Raw genomic sequence first — 18760 nt, 5'->3', positions numbered from 1 at the left:
CCACGGTCGGGTGAAAATGCGCCGCTCCGGCCCGCGGTGCGGGCCCGCTCCAGTGACCGGCGCGAACGGTGATCGTTGCCCGGGAGGAGCCGGACCGCCCGGCACCCGTCGCCGGCGGCCGCTGCCGGGACGCCCCCACACGTGCCCCCTCGGGGGCGAGGGCCGAGGAGGCCGTCACATGTCCCAGGAAGCCGTGCCGGAGCAGGCTGCCGTGCCTGCGCAGCCGAAGGGTCTGCTCCAGCAGATGGAGGAGTTGATGGCTGCCCTGAACGCGGACCTGTCCCAGCTCGACGCGGATCTCTCGGCACCGCGGGCCGCTGCCGCGGAGGAGAGCGGCGCCGTCTGATTCCTCCCTGAGTCGTGTTGCCTCGCGCCCGGCCTCGTCCTCTGTGGCCGGGCGTCCGTCATGGCGGGGTGGGTCGGGGTCGAGGGGCTGGTGCGGGTGAGTGGGGGCTGGTCGCGCAGTTCCCCGCGCCCCTGACAGAACGGGGGCGCGCGCTCCGTGAGAAGCGGGTGGCAACCCGGTTCAGCCCGCTGCGGGGGGGGGCGAGCGCGGTGCCGTGGCCGGTGTCGGTCATCCGGTGGTCGCGTCCCGTTCCGACAGGACCTGGTCCCGCACCGCCAGGCGCCGCAGCATCTCCAGGACGCGGTCCCGGGCCTCGTCCGCAGCGTCGATCGCCTCCATGCACTGCCAGTACGTCGCCTCGTCGCCGGCGCCGCTGGCCAGACCGACGAGGGCGATGCCGACCTCGCCGAGGAGGACACCCAGCCGCACGAGCGCGTCGTGGGCGTCGCCCAACTCCGTGAGCTGGGCGGCGCGTAAGTCGCCCACACCGAGCGGGGGCGCGCCGAGTATGCCGCAGCCACTGCCTGCCAGCTCGGTCAACCCGAGGGCCTCGCCGCGCAGTTCGGGAGGTCCCGAGACCGCGAGCCGGCTGCCGATCGCCTGGGCGAGGGCATAGGACTGCCACGCCTCCGCCATGAGCTGCGGCCCCTCGGCGCTGCCCGCCAGTGCACGCCTGCTCGCCATGATGAGCCGCACCGCATCCATGCGCTGCCCCCGACTGTCCCGACGCGCTCTCGCGCGTCCGCCTGAACTCCTGCCTGTTCATTACCCACAGTGAGGGACGCCGAGACGGAAAGCCAGAGGAAGTCTGAAATCTGTGGATAACAAGTCGGCTGTGGAGAACTTTTTGACTCCGGAGAGTGACAATCGGGGGAGCTGGCAACGCCGTCCAGCCCCGGTCGAACGCGGTCGGGCTCCGTCAGGGCCGCTCCGGCGCAGGAAATCTCCGTTCGTTGCGGTCGATCTTCGCGTCCAGGGCCGACAGCGGATCGATGCCCAGCACCTCGCAGAGCTGGAGCAAGTAGGCGAGCACGTCCGCCACTTCGTCCGTGACCCGGTGGGCGGTCCCGGGGTCCTCCATCACGCGCGCGGACTCCTCCGGTGTCAGCCACTGGAAGATCTCGACGAGTTCGGACACCTCCACGCTCAGCGCGGAGACCAGGTTCTTCGGCGTGTGGAAGCGCCGCCAGTCGCGGGCGGCGGCGAACTCGGCGAGCCGTCGTTGCAGGGTCGCCACGTCGAGTTCTCGCGCGGACTCCCGCGCGGGTTCAGGATCTTTCACGGTTCAGGTCTACCACCGTCACCCCCGGCAGTCCGGCGGCCCAGGAGGCGTCGCTCACCGCGCCGGCGAGCCGGATGTGGCCGCGTTCGCACATCCGGGCCGCCAGCCGCACCAGCTCCAGGGCCTGCCGCGGGTCGAGGGACCGGTCGAGGCCGTCGGCGAGGACGGTGAGCGTCTGCAGCGCCGCGGGCACCTCCGCGACCGGGTCGACCTCCAGGACGCCGGGCCCGGTGAACAGCACGAGGGCGAGCGCCAGGTACCTCAGCTCCCCGTCGCCGAGCAGCCCCAGGGCCGTCCGTACGCCCTCGCCCCGGTCCAGCACCGCCCGTACCGCGCCGTCGCGCAGCGGCTCGGCCAGCAGGTCGAGGACGGGTCCCGCGCAGCCGTCGCGCACGGCCCCGACGAGCAGCGCGTGCCGGCGGCCGCACTCCGTGCGCGTACGCCACAGCACGTCGGCGAGGTTGTCGCAGCCCCGCAGCAGCCGGCCGGAGCCGAGCGGTACGGCGGCGCGCATCCGGCCGGGGCGCGGATCGCAGGCGTAGACGGAACGGAGCGCGACGACCGTCTGCTCGGCGGCGGCGAGGACCTGGCGCTGGCCGTCCGTCTTGCCGGCGACGCGCAGCGGGAGCAGTGCGGTGCCGAGGAGGTCGTCGGGGAGCGGGCCACGGGTGACCGGGGATGTGCCGGCCGTGTGCCAGGAGGCCTGGACGACGGGGCGGCCCGGATCGACGAGCGCCGTCTGCAGCAGGGTGCGGCCGCCGGATGTCAACCGCTCGCCCACGATGCGGAGTTCGGGTTCGGCCTGCACCGCGATGTCGAGGTGCACGGGGCCTTCGGGGCCGTCGGTCGTGCAGCCGATGCGGAAGCCGCGTCGCCGCTGGGCGTCGGGACGGGCCCGTTCGGGGACGCAACCGCGCGGGTCGGGGAACGCCTCGTCGAGGCGGGCACCGCCGCCGAGTCTCGCCAGCGCCTCGTACGCCCTGAGCGCGGTGGTCTTGCCGCTGCCGCTGCGGCCCGCGAGGAGGGTCAGGGGGCCCAGCGGCAGGAAGGCGCCCCGGTGTCCGGCGAAGGCGGAGAGCCGCAGCTCGACGACGCTCGGCCGCTCCGGACGTGCTCCGGCGTCCGCGCCGGGCGGCATCGACGACAGGGATGACACGGTCATATGCGGACAGTACGGTCCCGTCCGCCAGGCGAACCGTTCCACCGAGTGGATCTTCCTACGATCGAGGGAGCGCCCTCGACGACCCGAGGGCGCCCCGCCCTTGCGGGAGCGCCCCGCGGCATCCGGGAGCGGCGAGCCCCGCCCCCGGGCGCCCCGCCGCACACCCGGAGAAACAGAGGCGGCACCGAGGTTCTTCGGCGGGCAGGGCAGGGGGACCGAGGGGAGCGAGTACCGCAGCACGGCGGGGATCACCGGCAGAAGGGCGGGGCGACCTGTCGATCGAGTCGGCGGGGAGCGCCCGTCGGAGAGGGCCGGAAGCTCGAAGACCGGCGCCACGCGCCCCGGGCCGGGGGCGGGAGAGCCGAGGAACGGGGGGAGCGGCTCGAACGGACTGCGCTCGTCGGAGAGCGAGGGCCCCGGGCCAGGGCGAGAGCACTCGGCGGAGGGCGCCGCCGCGCAGCCCCGGCGCCGTGCGTCACGACGGGCGCCCCGGTGCCCGGCACACGCGCGCGTCGTCGCCGCGCCCGCGTCTCGCCCCAGGACCCGAGGTCTCGCGCCGCACCCCCGGGCTCTCGTCCACGTCCCCTCGCATCGGAGCGGCCCGGTGCGACCCGCGGCCTCTCCCTGTCGCGACCCGCCCGCCCACGCCTCACCAGCCGCACGCGCCCCAGTCGCAGCCTCCGAACCCGCGGCCCGTCCCCGGCGCGCTCGAGCCCGACCGTGCCGCCTCAGACGCCCGGGACCCCCGCACCTTCCATCAGCCCGCGCACCTCGGTGCCGCGCGGGGTGAGAAGGAACACGTTTTTGTCCACGCGGTGCATTCCGCTGGCGAGGCCGAAAACGACCCCCGTGCTGAAATCCAGTACGCGTTTGGCGGTGTCGGTCTCCGCGCCGGAGAGATCCAGCAGCACCGGAACGCCCGCCATCAGCGTTTCCGCCACGTCACGGGCGTCCGCGAAGACGTTGACGCGCAGCACCACGAAGCGGCGGCGGGCCTCCGTCTCGGCTTCCGGTATGGTCCGGTGGCCGACCGCCGACGGCCAGGCGTCCCGGCCCCGCAACGGCACGACCTGGGCGAGCCCCTCCCACTGTTCGTCGGTGACATCGTGGCTGTTCACCCTGTTCACCGGCCTTCCCCCTGGCTCGCACTGAATGACTGCATCAGCCAATTCTTACGCATGGTCACCCGTTCGGCCCAACAGCGACACGGACCGCGACCCCTGCTTCCGGGACAACGGCCGGAACCCGCCCTCACAGGCCCTTGCGCGGCCGTGTGTGGCGGGCGTAACGCCTCATGATCAGGTCATGTGACACAGGCGTAACGGGCAATTCGTACGATCGGGCCTGCCGGGCCCTGACCCGGCCGTTGAGCGGAAGCCGACCGGCCGCCGTACCAGACGAGCAACCGGCCCCCGCACCGGACAGCGACCGGCGGGCCGGACCGGACGACCGGCCGGAGACCCCGGACGCCGACAGAGAGGGGCCGCCCGTGGCCGCCCAGGGCCCGCAGAGCACCACGACCCAGGTACGGACCGTGTGCTCGTACTGCGGCGTCGGCTGCGGCATGCTCCTGGACGTCGGAATGGGTCCCGACGGCCGGCGGACGGTCCTGAGGGCGAGGGGGGACAAGTCCCACCCGGCGAACTTCGGCCGCCTGTGCACCAAGGGCGCCACCACCGCCGACATGCTGGCCGCGCCCGGACGCCTCACCACCGCCCTGGTGCGCGACGACCGGGGCGACGAGCCGGTCCCCGCGCCCGTCTCCGCCGCGATCACCGAGACCGCCCGGCGGCTGCGCGCGATCATCGACGAGCACGGGCCCGACGCGTTCGCCTTCTACGTCTCCGGCCAGATGAGCCTGGAAGCCCAGTACCTGGCGAACAAGCTGGCCAAGGGCTTCATCCGCACCAACCAGATCGAGTCGAACTCCCGGCTGTGCATGGCGAGCGCCGGCACGGGTTACAAGCTGTCGCTGGGCGCCGACGGGCCGCCCGGCTCGTACGAGGATCTCGACAGGGCGGACGTCTTCCTCGTCATCGGCTCGAACATGGCGGACTGCCATCCGATCCTGTTCCTGCGGATGATGGACCGGGTCAAGGCGGGCGCGAAGCTGATCGTCGTCGACCCGCGCCGCACGGCGACGGCCGAGAAGGCCGATCTGTTCCTGCAGATACGCCCGGGGACGGATCTGGCGCTGCTCAACGGACTTCTCCATCTGCTGCACGCGGACGGGCACACCGACCCCGGCTTCATCGCCGCCCACACCGAGGGCTGGGAGGCGATGCCCGGCTTCCTCGCCGACTACGCGCCGGACGCCGTCGCCGGGATCACCGGTGTCCCGGCGGAGGACGTCCGCGAGGCGGCGCGCCTCATCGGCGAGGCCGCCGAGTGGACCAGCTGCTGGACCATGGGCCTCAACCAGTCCACGCACGGCACCTGGAACACCAACGCGCTCGTCAACCTGCATCTGGCGACCGGCGCGATCTGCCGGCCGGGCAGCGGCCCCTTCTCGCTCACCGGGCAGCCGAACGCCATGGGCGGGCGCGAGATGGGCTACATGGGCCCGGGGCTGCCGGGGCAGCGGTCCGTACTGGTGGACGAGGAACGGGCGTTCGTCGAGGAGCTGTGGGGGCTGGAGCCGGATTCCCTGCGCGCGGACGGCGTCGGCCGGGGCACGGTCGAGATGTTCCGGAAGATGGCCGACGGGGAGATCAGGGCCTGCTGGATCATCTGCACCAACCCGGTCGCCTCGGTCGCCAACCGCAGGACCGTGATCGAGGGCCTGGAGGCCGCCGAGTTCGTCGTCACGCAGGACGTCTTCGCCGACACCGAGACCAACGCGTACGCCGATGTCGTCCTGCCCGGGGCCCTGTGGACGGAGTCCGAGGGCGTCCTCGTCAACAGCGAACGCACCCTCACGCTCGCCGCCCCGGCCGTCGACCCGCCGGGCGAGGCGATGGCCGACTGGCGGATCATCGCGGCCGTCGCCCGGGAGATGGGGTTCGAGAAGGGGTTCTCGTACGACACCGCCGAGCAGGTCTTCGAGGAGATCAAGCAGGCGTGGAACCCGAGGACCGGGTGGGACCTGCGGGGTGTGAGCTACGAGCGCCTGCGGTCGGGTTCCGTGCAGTGGCCGGCGGCGGAGGAGGACGGACCGGCGCGCAACCCGATCCGGTACGCCCGGGCCGGGGCGGACGGGGAGCTGCTGTTCCCCACCGCCAGTGGACGGGCCGTGTTCCACGCCCGGCCGCATCTGCCGGCCGCCGAGATGCCGGACGACGACTATCCGTTCGTGCTCAACACCGGGCGGCTGCAGCACCAGTGGCACACCCTGACGAAGACGGGCAGGGTCGCCAAGCTCAACAAGCTGAACCCCGGGCCCTTCGTGGAGGTGCATCCGCGGGACGCGCGTGAACTGGGCCTCGGTGACGGGGACTGCGTGGAGGTCGCCTCGCGGCGGGGGCGTGCCGTGCTCCCGGCGGTGGTGTCGGACCGTGTGCTGCCCGGCTGCGTGTTCGCGCCGTTCCACTGGAACGACCTGTTCGGGGAGTACCTGAGCATCAACGCGGTGACGAGCGACGCGGTGGATCCGCTGTCGTTCCAGCCGGAGTTGAAGGTGTGCGCGGTCTCGCTGGCGAAGGTGGCGGCACCGGCCCGGACTGCGGCGGCGACCGGGACGGTGCCCGGCACGGTCCCGCCGGCCGCCGCAGCACCGACGGGCGTGACCGTCCCGGCGGCCCTCACCGTGCCGGCAGGCGTCGGTGACCCGGCGACGGTGACCGCGCCGCCGTCCATGGCGGTGGTGGCCGTGCCGACGGCGGTCACCCCGGGCGCCGACGCGTTCGGTCTCGAACCCTCGCCGCCGCCCGTGCTCTCCGCCCAGGAGCGCCGGTACCTCACCGGCTTCCTCGCCGGGCTCGGCTCCGGGGTGCGGGGGGTGCCCGTCCTGCCGGTGGACGCGCCGTTCAGCCCCGAGCACGCGCTGTGGGTGAACGGGGTGCTCGCCGGGATGTACTCGCGGTCGGCGGCCCCGGCCGCCGCACCCGCCACCGGCACCGCAGGGCGCGAGGTCGTGGTGCTGTGGGCCTCGCAGACGGGGACGGCCGAGGAGTTCGCGGTGGCGGCCGCCGAGCATCTGGGGGCCGCGGGACACCGGGCCACGCTGGTCGGGATGGACGAGGCGGAACCGGAGCGACTGCCGCTCGGAGCCGACCTGTTGCTGATCACCAGCACCTTCGGGGACGGTGACGCGCCCGACAACGGCTCCGGGTTCTGGGACGCTCTCTCCCACCGGGAGGCCCCCCGTCTGGACGGGGTGCGCTACGCCGTACTGGCCTTCGGTGACTCCTCCTACGACGACTTCTGCGGGCACGGGCGCCGCCTCGACGCCCGGCTCGACGAGCTGGGCGCGGTGCGCCTGGCCCCCCGCACGGACTGCGAGCCGGACTACGAGCCGTCGGCGGACGCCTGGCTGAGCCAGGTCATCACCGCGCTGGCCACGGAGACGGACGGGGACGCGGCTGCGGCCGGGACCCGGGCGCCGACGCAGGGGACCGCCACCGCGACCGCCGTGGTGTCCGTCGCCCCGCAGCGCGCCACCACCGCACCCGCACCCGTCCGTTCCGCCAAGGCGGCCCCCGCCACCGCCCGGCTGGTCGGCAACCGGCTGCTCAGCCTGCCCGGGGCGGGCAAGGAGGTGCGCCGCTTCACCTTCGACACCAGCGGGACGGGCCTGTCGTACGAGGCGGGCGACGCGCTCGGGGTCCGGCCGGTCAACTCCGCCGGTCTGGTGGCGGAATGGCTGGCGGTGACCGGCCTGGACGGCTCGGCCCCGGTGGAGGCCGCCGGGGTGGGCGAGGTGCCCTTCGCCGAGGCCCTGCACCGGCATCTCGACATCACCCGGATCACCCCGGACCTGCTCCGCTTCGTCTCCGAACGCACCCGGGACAACCGGGAGTTGAAGAAGCTGATGCGCCCCGACAACAAGGACGGACTGGCCCAGTGGTCCTGGGGCCGGCAGGCCGTGGACGTGGTGGCCGAGTTCGCCGTGCGGGCCTCCGCGCAGGAGTGGGCCGGCGCCTTCAAACGGCTTCAGCCCCGGCTGTACTCGATCTCGTCGAGCCCGCTCGTCGACCCGCACCACGTCTCGCTGACGGTGTCGGTCGTGCGGTACGAGAACCTGCACGGACGCCCGCGCGGCGGGGTCTGCTCCCCCTTCCTCGCGGACGGCGAGGCGGGTCTGGACGTGCCGGTCTTCGTGCAGCGCTCGCCGCACTTCCGGCCGCCCACCGACCCGGCGACCCCCATGATCATGGTGGGTCCTGGCACCGGCGTCGCCCCCTTCATCGGCTTCCTCCAAGAGCGGCGGGCCCTCGGACACCGGGCGCCCAACTGGCTGTTCTTCGGGGAGCAGCACCGGGCGACGGACTTCTACTACCGGGAGGAGCTGGCGGACCTCCAGGATGCGGGTGTGCTCAGCCGGCTGGACACCGCCTTCTCCCGTGACCAGCGGGCCAAGGTGTACGTCCAGGACCGGATGCGCGAGCACGGGCCCGAGCTGTGGCACTGGCTCCGGGACGGCGCCCGCTTCTACGTCTGCGGCGACGCCTCCCGCATGGCGAAGGACGTCGACCGGGCCCTGCGGGACGTCGCGGTCACCCACGGCGGGATGACCGAGGACGAGGCCGCCGCGTACGTGAAGCAACTCGCGACGGAGAAGCGGTACGTCCGGGACGTGTACTGACCCTCTTTGCCGAGCCCCCTCCGCCCTCCTCTGCCGAGCCCCCTCCTGCCTCGACCCGGCTTTGCCATCTCTTTACAACGTGTCCGATCGCTGTCTCGTCTCTCCGCTCGACATGTGACCGCCGCCGCGTGCCGGTGACCGGCCGGGCGGCACACGAAGCCGTCGCCCCCGCCGAACACGGCGGCGGGTACGGCCCGTTGAGCCCGACGAGAGAGAGCGACCCATGCGCCGAACCGTCCTCAGTGCCACGGCACTCGTGTTCACCGCCGTGCTGGCGACCGCGCCGTCCGCATTCGCCGACGACACGAGCCCGACCGCCGTCCCGCGCGAGGCGTCGACCGCACCGAGCGCGGCACCGAGCGCGGTGCCGTCCGCCCCGGCCGAGGAACCTTCGCAGGCGACCGAACCCACCAAGGCCCCGGACCGCCGTGACGCGAGCCCGGTGCCGAGCCAGGTCTCCGTCGTGCCCAGTGGCGCGCCCGACACGGGGGCGGCGAACGGCTCGGAGGGGTCCGGCGACGCGGGCGTGCTGGCCGGCACGGGCGCCGCCGCCCTGCTCGTCGGCGGCGGCACGGCCGTCGTGCTGCTGCGCCGTCGGCGGGCGAACGGGGCGTGACCTTGTTCTCCAGGCGCGCCTTCGCCGCCGCGGCGGCGGCCTCGCTCCTCGTGGCCTGCGACGACCGGCGGACCGATGGCACCACGACCGCGCCCCCCGCGGGCGACGCCGCCTCGTCACCCCCGGCCTCCCCGCCCGCCACCGGCGCCGTACGCCCCCTCGGCCGTTCGGTCCCGGTCCGACTGCTGATACCGGGCATCGGGGTGGACACTCCCGTCATCCGGCTGGGGCTGGCCCCGGACGGCACGGTGGAGGTGCCGCCGATCACGGCGCACGACCGGGCGGGCTGGTACGAGCACTCACCGACCCCGGGACAGACCGGCCCGTCGGTGATCCTGGGCCATGTCACGGTCGGCCGCCACGGCGACGGGGTGTTCCGCCGGCTCGCCACCCTGCGGCGGGGCGAGCGGATCGAGGCGCGCCTGGAGAACCGCACGGCAGCCGAGTTCACCGTCGACTCCGTACGGACGGTCGCCAAGTCCGCCTTCCCGGCGGAGGAGGTCTACGGGAACGTGGACCGGCCCGCGCTGCGTCTGGTCACCTGCGGGGGCCCGCGCACGGGGAACGAGTACCGCGACAACGTGATCGTCTTCGCCACGCTGCGCGCCCCGGCCCGGTGACGCACGGCCCGCCCCCGGATCCCGCGGCCGGCCTGTCCCCGCTGGCGTTCGCCGCACCACCACGACCATGGAGAGCGTTGAAACGGTCCCGTGAGAAGGCCGCGTCCGAGCTGTTCGCCGCCCTCTATCCGCGCCTCGCCGGCTGGTGCCGTCGGCTCGTCGACGACGACGGGACGGCCCACGAGATCGCGTCGGAGGCGTTCACCCGGCTCTGGGCCCGCTGGACGTCCGTGGCGGAGCCGCACGGTTTCCTCTACGTCACCGCGGCCAACCTCGTGCGGGACCACTGGCGCAAGACGGAACGCGAGCGCAGGGCGATGCGCCGGGCCACCGCCGAGGCCTCGGTGCGTCCGCTGCCCGACCACGCCGAGGCGTCCGACCCCTCGGTGCGGCTGCTCGTGCAGTCGCTGCCTGAACGGCTGCGCGTGCCCATCCTGTTGCACTACTACGCTGACATGCCGATCCGGGAGGTGTCCGTGCTGACCGGACGCAAGGAGGGAACCGTCAAGGCCGACCTCCACGCGGCCCGCGAACTGCTCCGCGCCCATTTGAGGAGAAGCCTTGACCACACGCCCTGACGAGGGCCCGGGGTTCGAGCCGGACGACGACCCGCTCACCGTCGTCCTGCGTCCCCCCGCCGTCCATCTCGGAGCGCCGCCCGGCCACTTCGAGACGGTCCGCCGCGCCGCCGCCCGGCGCCGGCTGGTCCGGGCCGCGGCCGGCGCCGCCGCCGCCTGCGCGGCCGTCGCGCTCGTCGTCCTGCCGCTGCGTCTGGCCGGGAGCGACGCCCCCGCCTCCCCCTCGGTCCCCCTGGCCCCGCCCCCCGCGACCGGCAGCCCCTCCCCCATCCCGCCGGACTCCGGCGCCTCCGGCACCCCTCCGCCCGCCGAACAGCGTCCGACCCCGGCCCCCTCGGCCCCGCCCGCCAGGACCGGCACCGAGACCACCGTGCCCTCGGCGAGCCCGTCCGAGGCCCCCGGACGCTCGGACCGGCCCAGCGGAACGGGCACCCGGGCCACCGCGCCGTCGGCGACCCCGGCCCGCTCCTCCGCGGCCTCGGACCGGCTCGCGACGCCCGGGGCGGACTGAGCGCCGGCACTGCCGGCACACCTCGGCGTGCGGAACGCCAGTCGAACAGAGTGGCGCCCGGGACGATCACGGCGGCCGTTCGGTCCGGCGACGCGCGGGGCGGGGCCCTCTCGGCTCCGGATCCGGCGCCCTCGGAGCACCGGCACGATCAAGTCGCCCGGCTCACGCACCTGATCGATCACACCGGTGCGCCCCGGCACTCACACGGCTCCGCCGTAGGCCGTGACCAGCGGAAAGGAGAGGCCGAACAGAGCGTCGCGGAAGCCGAGTCCGGGGGCGCGGTGAGGCTTGTGAAACACCCGATGGCGTAAAGGCATCCATAGGCGGCCACCGTTGGTCGTTTCGGCCCCAAAGCTTGAACACAAATTACACACATCCCCTCTTCAAGACTGGCCCCGATGGTCTAGATTGACCGTGCTTCAGCTGTTCGAGCACGAGGCGACCGTTAATGATCAATAGGTCCGGCCCTGGGGATAGCGTGTTTTCGCGACCCCTTCGCCGGGCGTGGGGGTGATCATTCCCGCGGAGCCCGGGAAGGGGCCTTGGGTGCGGGGAGCACCCGGGATTTCGAGAGTTCTCGCGCGCCTCGAAAGCCCGCAGGCCGTATGCGTCCACCGCCGCCGGGGTGAGTGGCCGAGCAGTACCGGCACGGCGGGGATGTCATGTGCGGGAGGCGGGGGCCTCCCGCAGGAAAGAAGCGCGACGCGGGGGCGGGGGCCTCCCGAGGGGAGGGGCGGTACGGGGGGCGGGGGCCTCCCGGGGCGAGGAAACAGTGTGCGGCGAACACGTCGAACCACTGGGAACCTTGGGGGGTTCTGTGCGGCAAGGGGAATTGGTCAGCCCGTTTCCGCCGGCGCGGGGGCGCCTGGCGAGCGGGGCCATCAGCGGGACCACGATCGAGTGGGAGCAGCGCTACCGCCGTACCGTGATCATCAGCGACACCGTGGCCACGGCCACCGTGGTGGCGGCGATCGGCAATTTCTTCGGGGCCCGGGACGCGGCCAACTGGCACGAGAAGTGGGGAATTCTCGCATTCGGCACCGAACTCCTGGTGCTGGGCGCACTCGCGGTGAGCCGGGCATGGGCTCCCGCCGTACTCGGCCAGGGCGCCGAGGAATTCCGCCGGCTCGGACGCTCATTGTTCACGGCGACCGTCGTGCTGGCGCTCGGCGGAATCGCGCTCACCTCGCGCAACATCAAACTCTGGATCTTCGTCGCCATTCCCGCGATCGCCCTGGTCACCATGACCGTGCGATATCTGCTGCGCCTCTCCCTGCACAGACAGCGCAAAGAAGGACGGTGTCTGAGACCGGTGCTCGCCGCCGGGAGCCCGGCCACCGTGCGCGATCTGATCGCCCGGACACGCAAGTTCCCGCACCTGGGCTGGCGGGTGGACGCGGTGTGCACCACGGACGGCCTGGGCTTCGGCGGTGAGTACCTGGACGGGGTCCCGGTCGTCGGCGGGCTGGCGGACGTCGCGGGCCACGTCCGCCGCGACGGCTACCGCGTCGTCGCGGTCACCCCGGACCCGCACTGGTCACCGCACCGGCTGCAACGGCTGGCCTGGAACCTGGAGGGCAGCGACGCCGAGATGGTCGTGGCCCCCGTGCTGATGGAGGTGGCCGGCCCTCGGCTGCACGTGGACGCGGTGCTCGGGATCCCGCTGCTGCGGGTCAGCATGCCGACGTTCACCGGGGGCCGCCGAGCGGTCAAAGAAGTCGTCGACCGCATAGGCGCAACGTTTCTGCTGATGCTGTTCGCGCCGCTGATGGCCCTCGTCGCGCTGCTCGTGCTGCTGGACAGCCGGGGTGGGGCGTTCTACCGCCAGCGCAGGGTCGGCAAGGACGGCCGCGAGTTCACCATCCTCAAGTTCCGCACGATGGTCACCGGCGCGCACAAGGCACGCGACGCGCTGGCCGACCGCAACGAGGGCGCCGGGCCCCTGTTCAAGCTCCGCCGGGATCCGCGGGTGACCCGGGTGGGGGCGGTGCTGCGCCGGTACTCGCTCGACGAACTCCCCCAGCTCCTCAACGTACTCACCGGATCGATGTCGCTCGTCGGTCCGCGGCCGCCGCTGCCGGAGGAGTCCGCCGCCTACGGCCCGGACATCCGGCGGCGGCTGCTGGTCAAGCCCGGCCTCACCGGTCTGTGGCAGATCAGCGGACGCAGCGACCTGTCGTGGGAGGAGGCGGTGCGGCTGGACCTGCGGTACGTGGAGGACTGGTCGCTCGCTCTGGACAGCGTGATCCTGTGGAAGACGCTGCGTGCGGTGATCCACGGGCAGGGGGCCTACTGATGCGCCGGGAACCGCAACTCGACGGTGCCGCCGACGCGCGGACCGCAGGCCGTGGGGGCCTGCCTGGGGGGAGGAACGGGTCATGAGAGTCAGCGTTTTCGGGCTCGGCTACGTGGGCTGCGTGTCGGCCGCGTGCCTGGCCAGCATGGGGCACGAGGTCGTCGGGGTGGACGTGAACCAGGTGAAGGTCGACCTGGTCAACGACGGCAAGGCCCCGGTGGTGGAGGAGCGGATCGGCGAGCTGATCGCCGAGGTCGTGCGCACCGGTGCGCTGCGCGCCACCGCCGACGTCCGCGAGGCGATCATGGACAGCGAGGTGTCGCTGGTCTGCGTGGGCACACCCTCGGAGCCCAACGGCAGCCTGTGCACGACGTACTTGGAGCGGGTCACCGAGGAGATCGGTGCCGCGCTCGCCGAACGGGGCGGGCGGCACACCGTCGTGTTCCGCAGCACCATGCTCCCGGGCACCTGTCTGAACCTGCTGGTGCCGATCCTGGAGAAGTACGTCGGCGGCACGGCCGGGGTGGACGTCGGGGTCGCGGTCAACCCGGAGTTCCTGCGCGAGGGCACGAGCGTCAAGGACTTCTTCGACCCGCCCAAGACCGTCATCGGTGAACTCGACACGGCGAGCGGTGACGCGGTGCTCGCGCTCTACGACGGCCTGCCCGGCGAGGTGTTCCGGGTGCCGGTCCCGACGGCCGAGGCGATCAAGTACGCGGACAACGCCTTCCACGGACTCAAGATCGGTTTTGCCAACGAACTGGGCGCGGTGTGCCAGGCCCTCGGCGTGGACTCGCACCAGGTGATGGACGTCTTCCTGGCCGACCGCAAGCTCAACATCAGCCCCGCCTACCTGCGGCCCGGCTTCGCCTTCGGCGGCTCCTGCCTGCCCAAGGACCTGCGCAGCCTGGTCCACGCGGCCCAGCGGGCCGATGTCTCGGTGCCCATCCTGTCCCATGTGCTGCCCTCCAACGCCGACCATCTGCAGCGCGCGGTGGAGCTGGTCGAGCGCACCGGAAGACGCCGGGCGGGACTGTTCGGGCTGTCCTTCAAACCCGGCACCGACGACCTGCGCGAGAGCCCGCTCGTCGAACTGGCGGAGAGGCTGTTCGGCAAGGGGTACGACCTGAAGATCTACGACGCCAACGTGAGCCTCTCCCGGCTGCTCGGCGCCAACCGCGAGTACATCGAGACCCGGCTGCCGCATCTGGCGCAGCTGCTCGCGGACTCCGTCGAGGAGGTGCTCGAACACGCCGAGGTGCTCCTGGTCGGGACCCGGGACCCGGCCGTGCTGTCGGCGCTGCCCCACGGCGACGGCCCGGTGATCGTCGACCTCGTCCACCTCCCCGACGCCGACGCGCGCCGGGCCGAACCGGGGTACGTGGGCCTTGCCTGGTGACGCGAGGCGCGGGAGCCGGCCGGGCCGGCGCGCGCTGATTCTGGTGGAGAACCTGTCGGTGCCCTTCGACCGGCGGGTGTGGCAGGAGTGCACGACGCTGCGCGACGCCGGCTGGACGGTGCACGTCATCTGCCCGCAGGGCACGAAGCGGGACACCGAACCCGAGGCGGAGATCGACGGGGTGCGGATCCACCGCTATCCGTTGCGCGCGGCCACCGGAGGGCCGGCCGGCTATCTCCGGGAGTACGGCTCGGCGTTGTGGCACACGGTCCGGCTGGCGCGGAAGGTCGGCCCGGTCGACGTGGTCCACGCCTGCAACCCGCCCGACCTGCTGTTCCTGCCGGCCCTGTGGATGAAGCGGCGCGGCGCGCGCTTCGTCTTCGACCAGCACGACCTGGTGCCCGAGCTGTACCTGTCGCGGTTCGACCGCGGCGAGGACCTGCTCTACCGCGCCGTGTGCGCGCTGGAACGGCGGACCTACCGGGCCGCGGACGTCGTGCTCGCGACCAACGAGAGCTACCGGGACGTCGCGGTGCGCCGCGGCGGCAAGCGGCCCGAGGACGTCTTCGTGGTGCGCAGCGCACCCGACACCGGCCGGTTCCACCCGGTGCCGCCCGAGCCGGAGTTGAAGCGCGGCAAGCCCCATCTGCTCTGCTACCTCGGTGTCATGGGTCCGCAGGACGGCGTCGACTACGCCCTGCGGGCGCTGGCGAAGCTGCGCGACGAACACGGACGGACCGACTGGCACGCGGTGTTCGTCGGCGCCGGCGACACCTTCGACGCGATGGTGGAGCTGTCCCGGCGGCTCGGGCTCGCGGAGCGGGTGGAGTTCACCGGGCGCATCCCGGACGCCGACCTGGCGCGCTACCTGTCCACCGCGGATGTGTGCCTCTCCCCCGACCCGCGCAACCCGCTCAACGACGTGTCGACCATGAACAAGGTGCTGGAGTACATGGTCATGGGCCGGCCGATCGTGTCGTTCGACCTGCGGGAGGCGCGGGTCTCCGCCGGTGAGGCCGCCGTCTACGCGCCGGCCAACGACGAGTCGGCCTTCGCGGGGCTCGTCGCGGGGCTGCTGGACGACCCGGACCGACGGGCCCACATGGGAAAGATCGGCCAGGAGCGGATCGGCGGGGCGCTGTCCTGGAGCAACTCCCAGCGCTCGCTGCTCGCCGCGTACGCCGCGGCCTGCGGCGACCGCCCACCGGGGCCGGCGGGCGGCACGGCCCCGGCGAGCGACACGGACGGGGCGAGCGACACGGACGGGGCGAGCGACACGGACGGGGCGAGCGACACGGACGGGCCGGGAAAGAGGCCGCGCCGTTGAGCGATGACACGATACGCCTGGTCACGATCGGGCGGATTCTCCGCCGGCGCCGACGGCTCCTCCTCATCCTCACCGTGGTGGGCGCGCTCGTCGGCTACGGCACCTCTCTGCTGCTGCCGCCGCGGTACACGACGTCGGCGTCGGTGCTGCTGCCGGGCGCGTGGGAGGAGCGCGAGCTGCTGACGCAGGCGGAGATCGCGACCAGTTCGGTGGTGGTCGACCGCGCGGCCACCGCGCTCGGCTGGACCGGGGTGGACGGCGGCGAGGTGCGGGAGCACGTCAGCGCCGAGGCCACCGACGGGAACATCATCAAGATCTCGGGCACCGCCGACACCCCGGAGCGTGCCCAGCACCTCTCCGACCAGGTGGCCCGGCAGTTCGTCGCCTTCGCCAAGCAGGTCGCGGGCGACAGCGCCGACCCTGACGCCGGGGCGCCCGAGGCGCTGCGGCAGACGGTCAAGAAGACCAGCCGCCGCATCACCGAACTGGCCGGCCGGGCCGGTTCCGGGGAGACCGTGGAGAGCGTGCAGACCCGCACCGAGCTGGCGAAGCTGCGCACCGCGCTGCAGGAGGCCATCGACAAGCTGGACCAGGCCGACCCGGCCGACGAGCAGGCCGCCAACCTGGTCGTCATGGGATCCGCGGCCCGGCCGGCCGGCGAGGCCCCGCCGACCAGGACCCAGCTCGTCGGCGCCGGGGCCCTGCTGTTCTTCCTGTTCACGGTCGCCTGCCATCTCGTCGCCGCCCGGATGAGCCGCCGGCTGCGGACCGAGCCGGAGATCGCCGCGGCGCTGGGTTCGGCACTGCTGGGCACCGTCGACGTACCTGTCGGGCGGTCCGGGCACCGGACCGGAGGCCGTGGCCCGGGGGCACTCGTCCGCCGGCTGCTGGGCACCGACGTCCGGTGGGACCTGCCGGCCCCGCGGACCTCCGGCGACGAGGCCAGCAGACAGCTCCGCTACCGGCGGGTCTGCACCCGCCTGCGGGAACGGCTGCCGGCCCCCCGGCGGCTGCTGGTGGTCGTCCCGGACGGCGACCGGACCGCCCGCGGGGCCGCCGAACGGCTCGTCGCCGAGGCCGGGAGCGATCCGCTGCTGCGGGTGGTGGGGGTTCCGGTGGCCCGGCCGATGGTGCCGGACCGCGCCCACGAGTCGGGGGTCCTGGTGGTGCTCAGCGCGGGCACCTGGACCGCCGCGGAGCTGGCCGGCCTCAACGAGGCGTGCGCGGACGCCAAGCACGAGATCGTCGGCATCGTCCTCGCCGGCCCGGTCCGGGCGCGTACGTCCCGGTCCGCCGGTCCGCCGCCGGAGGCCGTGACGCCGGCGTTCGCGGTCGGCGAGGACGCGAGAAGAGGTGCACGATGACGACGAGTACGACTCCGGAGTCGTCGGCCGCCCCGCTGCTGGACCTGCAGGGGCTGGTGGTGTCGGTGCGCAGGCGCCGCCGGCTCTGGGGCTCCATGGCTCTGCTGGGGCTGCTCGGCGGCGTGGGGGTGGCGGTCCTGCTGCCGCCGCCGCCGACCGCGGTGACCAAGGTGCTGGTCGCGCACCAGGAGGACCAGCCCAACGACCCCGGAACGCTGATCCGCACCGACGTCGCCCTGCTGCAGACCACCCGGATCGCCGGCAAGGCCCTGAAGTCCCTCGGGTCCACGGAGAAACCGGAGGACTTCATGGAGGACTACGGGGGCATCGGCCTGACCAACAACCTGCTGCAGATCGAGGTGACCGGGGACAGCGACGCGGTGGCCGTGGCCCGCGCGAAGGCACTGGCCGACGCGTTCGTCGCCGACCACGTGCGGCGGATCCAGGAAGCGGCGGACGCGGAGGCCAAGGCCCTGCTCAAGCAGCGTGACCGCATCAAGGCCGACCTCGCCAAGGTCAACAAGGCCATCGGGGACGGCGCACCGGACAGCGGCCCGAGCGCCTCGGCGGACATGGAGTCCCTCTTCGCCCGCCGGGCCGAACTCACCTCCCGCATCTCCGACTTCGACCAGCGGGCCGCCGAGGCGCGCATCGGCACACCCCAGCTGGTGGCCGGCACCCAGATCGTGGACGCGCCGCGCGCGGTGCGGCACTCGCTGCCCAGGACCGCCGCCACCGACGCGGCGATCGGACTCGTCCTCGGGCTCGCCCTCGGGCTCGCGGTGGCCGCGGTCGGCACCGTGGTGGCGGACCGTCCCGTCCTGCGCCGGGACATCGCCGCGCACCTGGGCGCCTCGGTCCTGTCGGAGCTGCCCCGCCGGTCGCCCCGGCTGTGGCGGCGCCGGCCGGTCCGGGCCGCGCGCGAACGGCTCACCCTGACCCTGACCCGCGCCGTACGCGGCTCGACGGACCCGCTGTCGCTGCTGGAGCTGGGCTGTGCGCGCGCCGCCGGCGAGATCGCCCTGGACCTCGCCGGGGCACTGGCGGCCCAGGGGCCGGTGGCCGTCGTCGACGGGCTGCCCGGCCGGCAGCTCGCGGGCCGCCGCCCGAGACCGGGAGACCCGGCCGTGGTCGACGGCGCGCGGGCAGAGGCCCTGGCGCCCGAGGACCTCAGGATCGGCGTCGGCTCGGTGGCCCCCGGCACGGCGTGGACCGACCTGCGGTACCTCGGCACGCGGACGGTGCTCGTCGTACGGGCCGGGCACGGCAGCGTCGCCTGGCTGCACACCGTCGCGCGGCAGCTCGCGGACCAGCACATCGCGGTGGTCGGGGTGGTCCTGATCGACCCCGATCCGCGGGACCGGACCGACGGCACGCTGTGGGACGGGCCGCTGGGCGCGGTGCGCGGCCGGAGCGAACGGCAGGGCCGCCCGGGCGGAACCGGCCGGCGGCGGACCGAACGGCTGCCGATGTGGGCGGAGCGGGTCCCGGACAGCGATCAGGAGGCGCGGTAGCA

Annotated in this window: 15 protein-coding genes; 11 read left to right on the top strand and 4 right to left on the bottom strand. The window is 73.5% G+C overall.

Translation table 11 applies throughout. From position 1 onward, the window contains the following. Window positions 1-178 precede the first annotated feature (178 nt). Window positions 179-346, top strand: a complete 168-nt coding sequence (locus ACFU5F_RS12745) for a hypothetical protein (RefSeq protein ID WP_383885928.1) — start codon at window positions 179-181, stop codon at window positions 344-346. A 228-nt stretch (window positions 347-574) separates the two neighbouring features. On the opposite strand, the gene ACFU5F_RS12740 is transcribed toward ACFU5F_RS12745, so the two are convergent. The 4 genes from ACFU5F_RS12740 to ACFU5F_RS12725 all read right to left on the bottom strand — a co-directional run bounded on the left by ACFU5F_RS12740 (window position 575) and on the right by ACFU5F_RS12725 (window position 3908). After that, the gene (locus ACFU5F_RS12740) at window positions 575-1051 is read right to left on the bottom strand and encodes a DUF6099 family protein (protein ID WP_383885925.1); all 477 of its coding nucleotides are present in this window, start codon (window positions 1049-1051) and stop codon (window positions 575-577) included. A 214-nt stretch (window positions 1052-1265) separates the two neighbouring features. Further along, window positions 1266-1628: a nucleotide pyrophosphohydrolase gene (locus tag ACFU5F_RS12735; RefSeq protein WP_383885922.1), complete on the bottom strand. Its 363-nt coding sequence runs from the start codon at window positions 1626-1628 to the stop codon at window positions 1266-1268. Then, window positions 1615-2790 carry an ATP-binding protein gene (locus tag ACFU5F_RS12730; protein ID WP_383885920.1) on the bottom strand — a complete coding sequence of 392 codons (1176 nt, stop codon included), beginning with the start codon at window positions 2788-2790 and terminating at the stop codon, window positions 1615-1617. Before ACFU5F_RS12730 ends, ACFU5F_RS12735 begins: the two co-directional genes overlap by 14 nt. 728 nt (window positions 2791-3518) lie before the next feature. Further along, on the bottom strand, window positions 3519-3908 hold the full coding sequence (locus ACFU5F_RS12725) for a cell division protein SepF (protein ID WP_383886077.1): 390 nt from the start codon (window positions 3906-3908) through the stop codon (window positions 3519-3521). Between the two features lie 371 nt (window positions 3909-4279). Between ACFU5F_RS12725 and ACFU5F_RS12720 the strand changes: the two genes are divergently transcribed. The 10 genes from ACFU5F_RS12720 to ACFU5F_RS12675 all read left to right on the top strand — a co-directional run bounded on the left by ACFU5F_RS12720 (window position 4280) and on the right by ACFU5F_RS12675 (window position 18758). Then, a complete protein-coding gene (locus ACFU5F_RS12720; protein WP_383885917.1) occupies window positions 4280-8533 on the top strand; it encodes a molybdopterin-dependent oxidoreductase in 4254 nt (1417 codons plus the stop codon). Window positions 8534-8756: 223 nt separating this feature from the next. Continuing rightward, window positions 8757-9149, top strand: a complete 393-nt coding sequence (locus tag ACFU5F_RS12715) for a sortase-dependent protein (RefSeq protein ID WP_383885914.1) — start codon at window positions 8757-8759, stop codon at window positions 9147-9149. After that, window positions 9146-9769: a class F sortase gene (locus ACFU5F_RS12710; RefSeq protein ID WP_383885911.1), complete on the top strand. Its 624-nt coding sequence runs from the start codon at window positions 9146-9148 to the stop codon at window positions 9767-9769. The genes ACFU5F_RS12715 and ACFU5F_RS12710 overlap by 4 nt, the downstream gene beginning before the upstream one ends. Before the next feature lie 77 nt (window positions 9770-9846). Beyond that, window positions 9847-10347, top strand: a complete 501-nt coding sequence (locus tag ACFU5F_RS12705; protein ID WP_383885909.1) for an RNA polymerase sigma factor — start codon at window positions 9847-9849, stop codon at window positions 10345-10347. Beyond that, window positions 10331-10858 (top strand): hypothetical protein, encoded by a 528-nt coding sequence (locus ACFU5F_RS12700; RefSeq protein ID WP_383885905.1) that lies wholly within the window; start codon window positions 10331-10333, stop codon window positions 10856-10858. The genes ACFU5F_RS12705 and ACFU5F_RS12700 overlap by 17 nt, the downstream gene beginning before the upstream one ends. An 817-nt stretch (window positions 10859-11675) precedes the next feature. Next, entirely contained in the window at window positions 11676-13154 is a 1479-nt protein-coding gene (locus ACFU5F_RS12695) for a sugar transferase (protein WP_383885902.1), read from the top strand. An 82-nt stretch (window positions 13155-13236) separates the two neighbouring features. Then, window positions 13237-14553, top strand: a complete 1317-nt coding sequence (locus ACFU5F_RS12690; RefSeq protein ID WP_383885899.1) for a nucleotide sugar dehydrogenase — start codon at window positions 13237-13239, stop codon at window positions 14551-14553. Next, a complete protein-coding gene (locus ACFU5F_RS12685; RefSeq protein WP_383885897.1) occupies window positions 14543-15880 on the top strand; it encodes a glycosyltransferase in 1338 nt (445 codons plus the stop codon). Before ACFU5F_RS12690 ends, ACFU5F_RS12685 begins: the two co-directional genes overlap by 11 nt. Further along, window positions 15877-17244, top strand: a complete 1368-nt coding sequence (locus ACFU5F_RS12680) for a Wzz/FepE/Etk N-terminal domain-containing protein (protein WP_383885894.1) — start codon at window positions 15877-15879, stop codon at window positions 17242-17244. The genes ACFU5F_RS12685 and ACFU5F_RS12680 overlap by 4 nt, the downstream gene beginning before the upstream one ends. After that, window positions 17241-18758, top strand: coding sequence for a Wzz/FepE/Etk N-terminal domain-containing protein (locus ACFU5F_RS12675; protein WP_383885891.1), 1518 nt, complete (start codon window positions 17241-17243; stop codon window positions 18756-18758). Before ACFU5F_RS12680 ends, ACFU5F_RS12675 begins: the two co-directional genes overlap by 4 nt. Window positions 18759-18760 lie beyond the last annotated feature (2 nt).

The organism is Streptomyces sp. NPDC057438 (assembly GCF_042802995.1).
Classification (GTDB): Bacteria; Actinomycetota; Actinomycetes; order Streptomycetales; family Streptomycetaceae; genus Streptomyces.
This window is presented reverse-complemented; position numbering and strand designations above follow the sequence as displayed.

Coding starts and splice junctions, on each gene's coding strand:
- ACFU5F_RS12745 (WP_383885928.1), top strand. CDS start 179: ATGTCCCAGGAAGCCGTGCCGGAGCAGGCTGCCGTGCCTGCGCAGCCG.
- ACFU5F_RS12740 (WP_383885925.1), bottom strand. CDS start 1,051: ATGGATGCGGTGCGGCTCATCATGGCGAGCAGGCGTGCACTGGCGGGC.
- ACFU5F_RS12730 (WP_383885920.1), bottom strand. CDS start 2,790: ATGACCGTGTCATCCCTGTCGTCGATGCCGCCCGGCGCGGACGCCGGA.
- ACFU5F_RS12715 (WP_383885914.1), top strand. CDS start 8,757: ATGCGCCGAACCGTCCTCAGTGCCACGGCACTCGTGTTCACCGCCGTG.
- ACFU5F_RS12690 (WP_383885899.1), top strand. CDS start 13,237: ATGAGAGTCAGCGTTTTCGGGCTCGGCTACGTGGGCTGCGTGTCGGCC.
- ACFU5F_RS12675 (WP_383885891.1), top strand. CDS start 17,241: ATGACGACGAGTACGACTCCGGAGTCGTCGGCCGCCCCGCTGCTGGAC.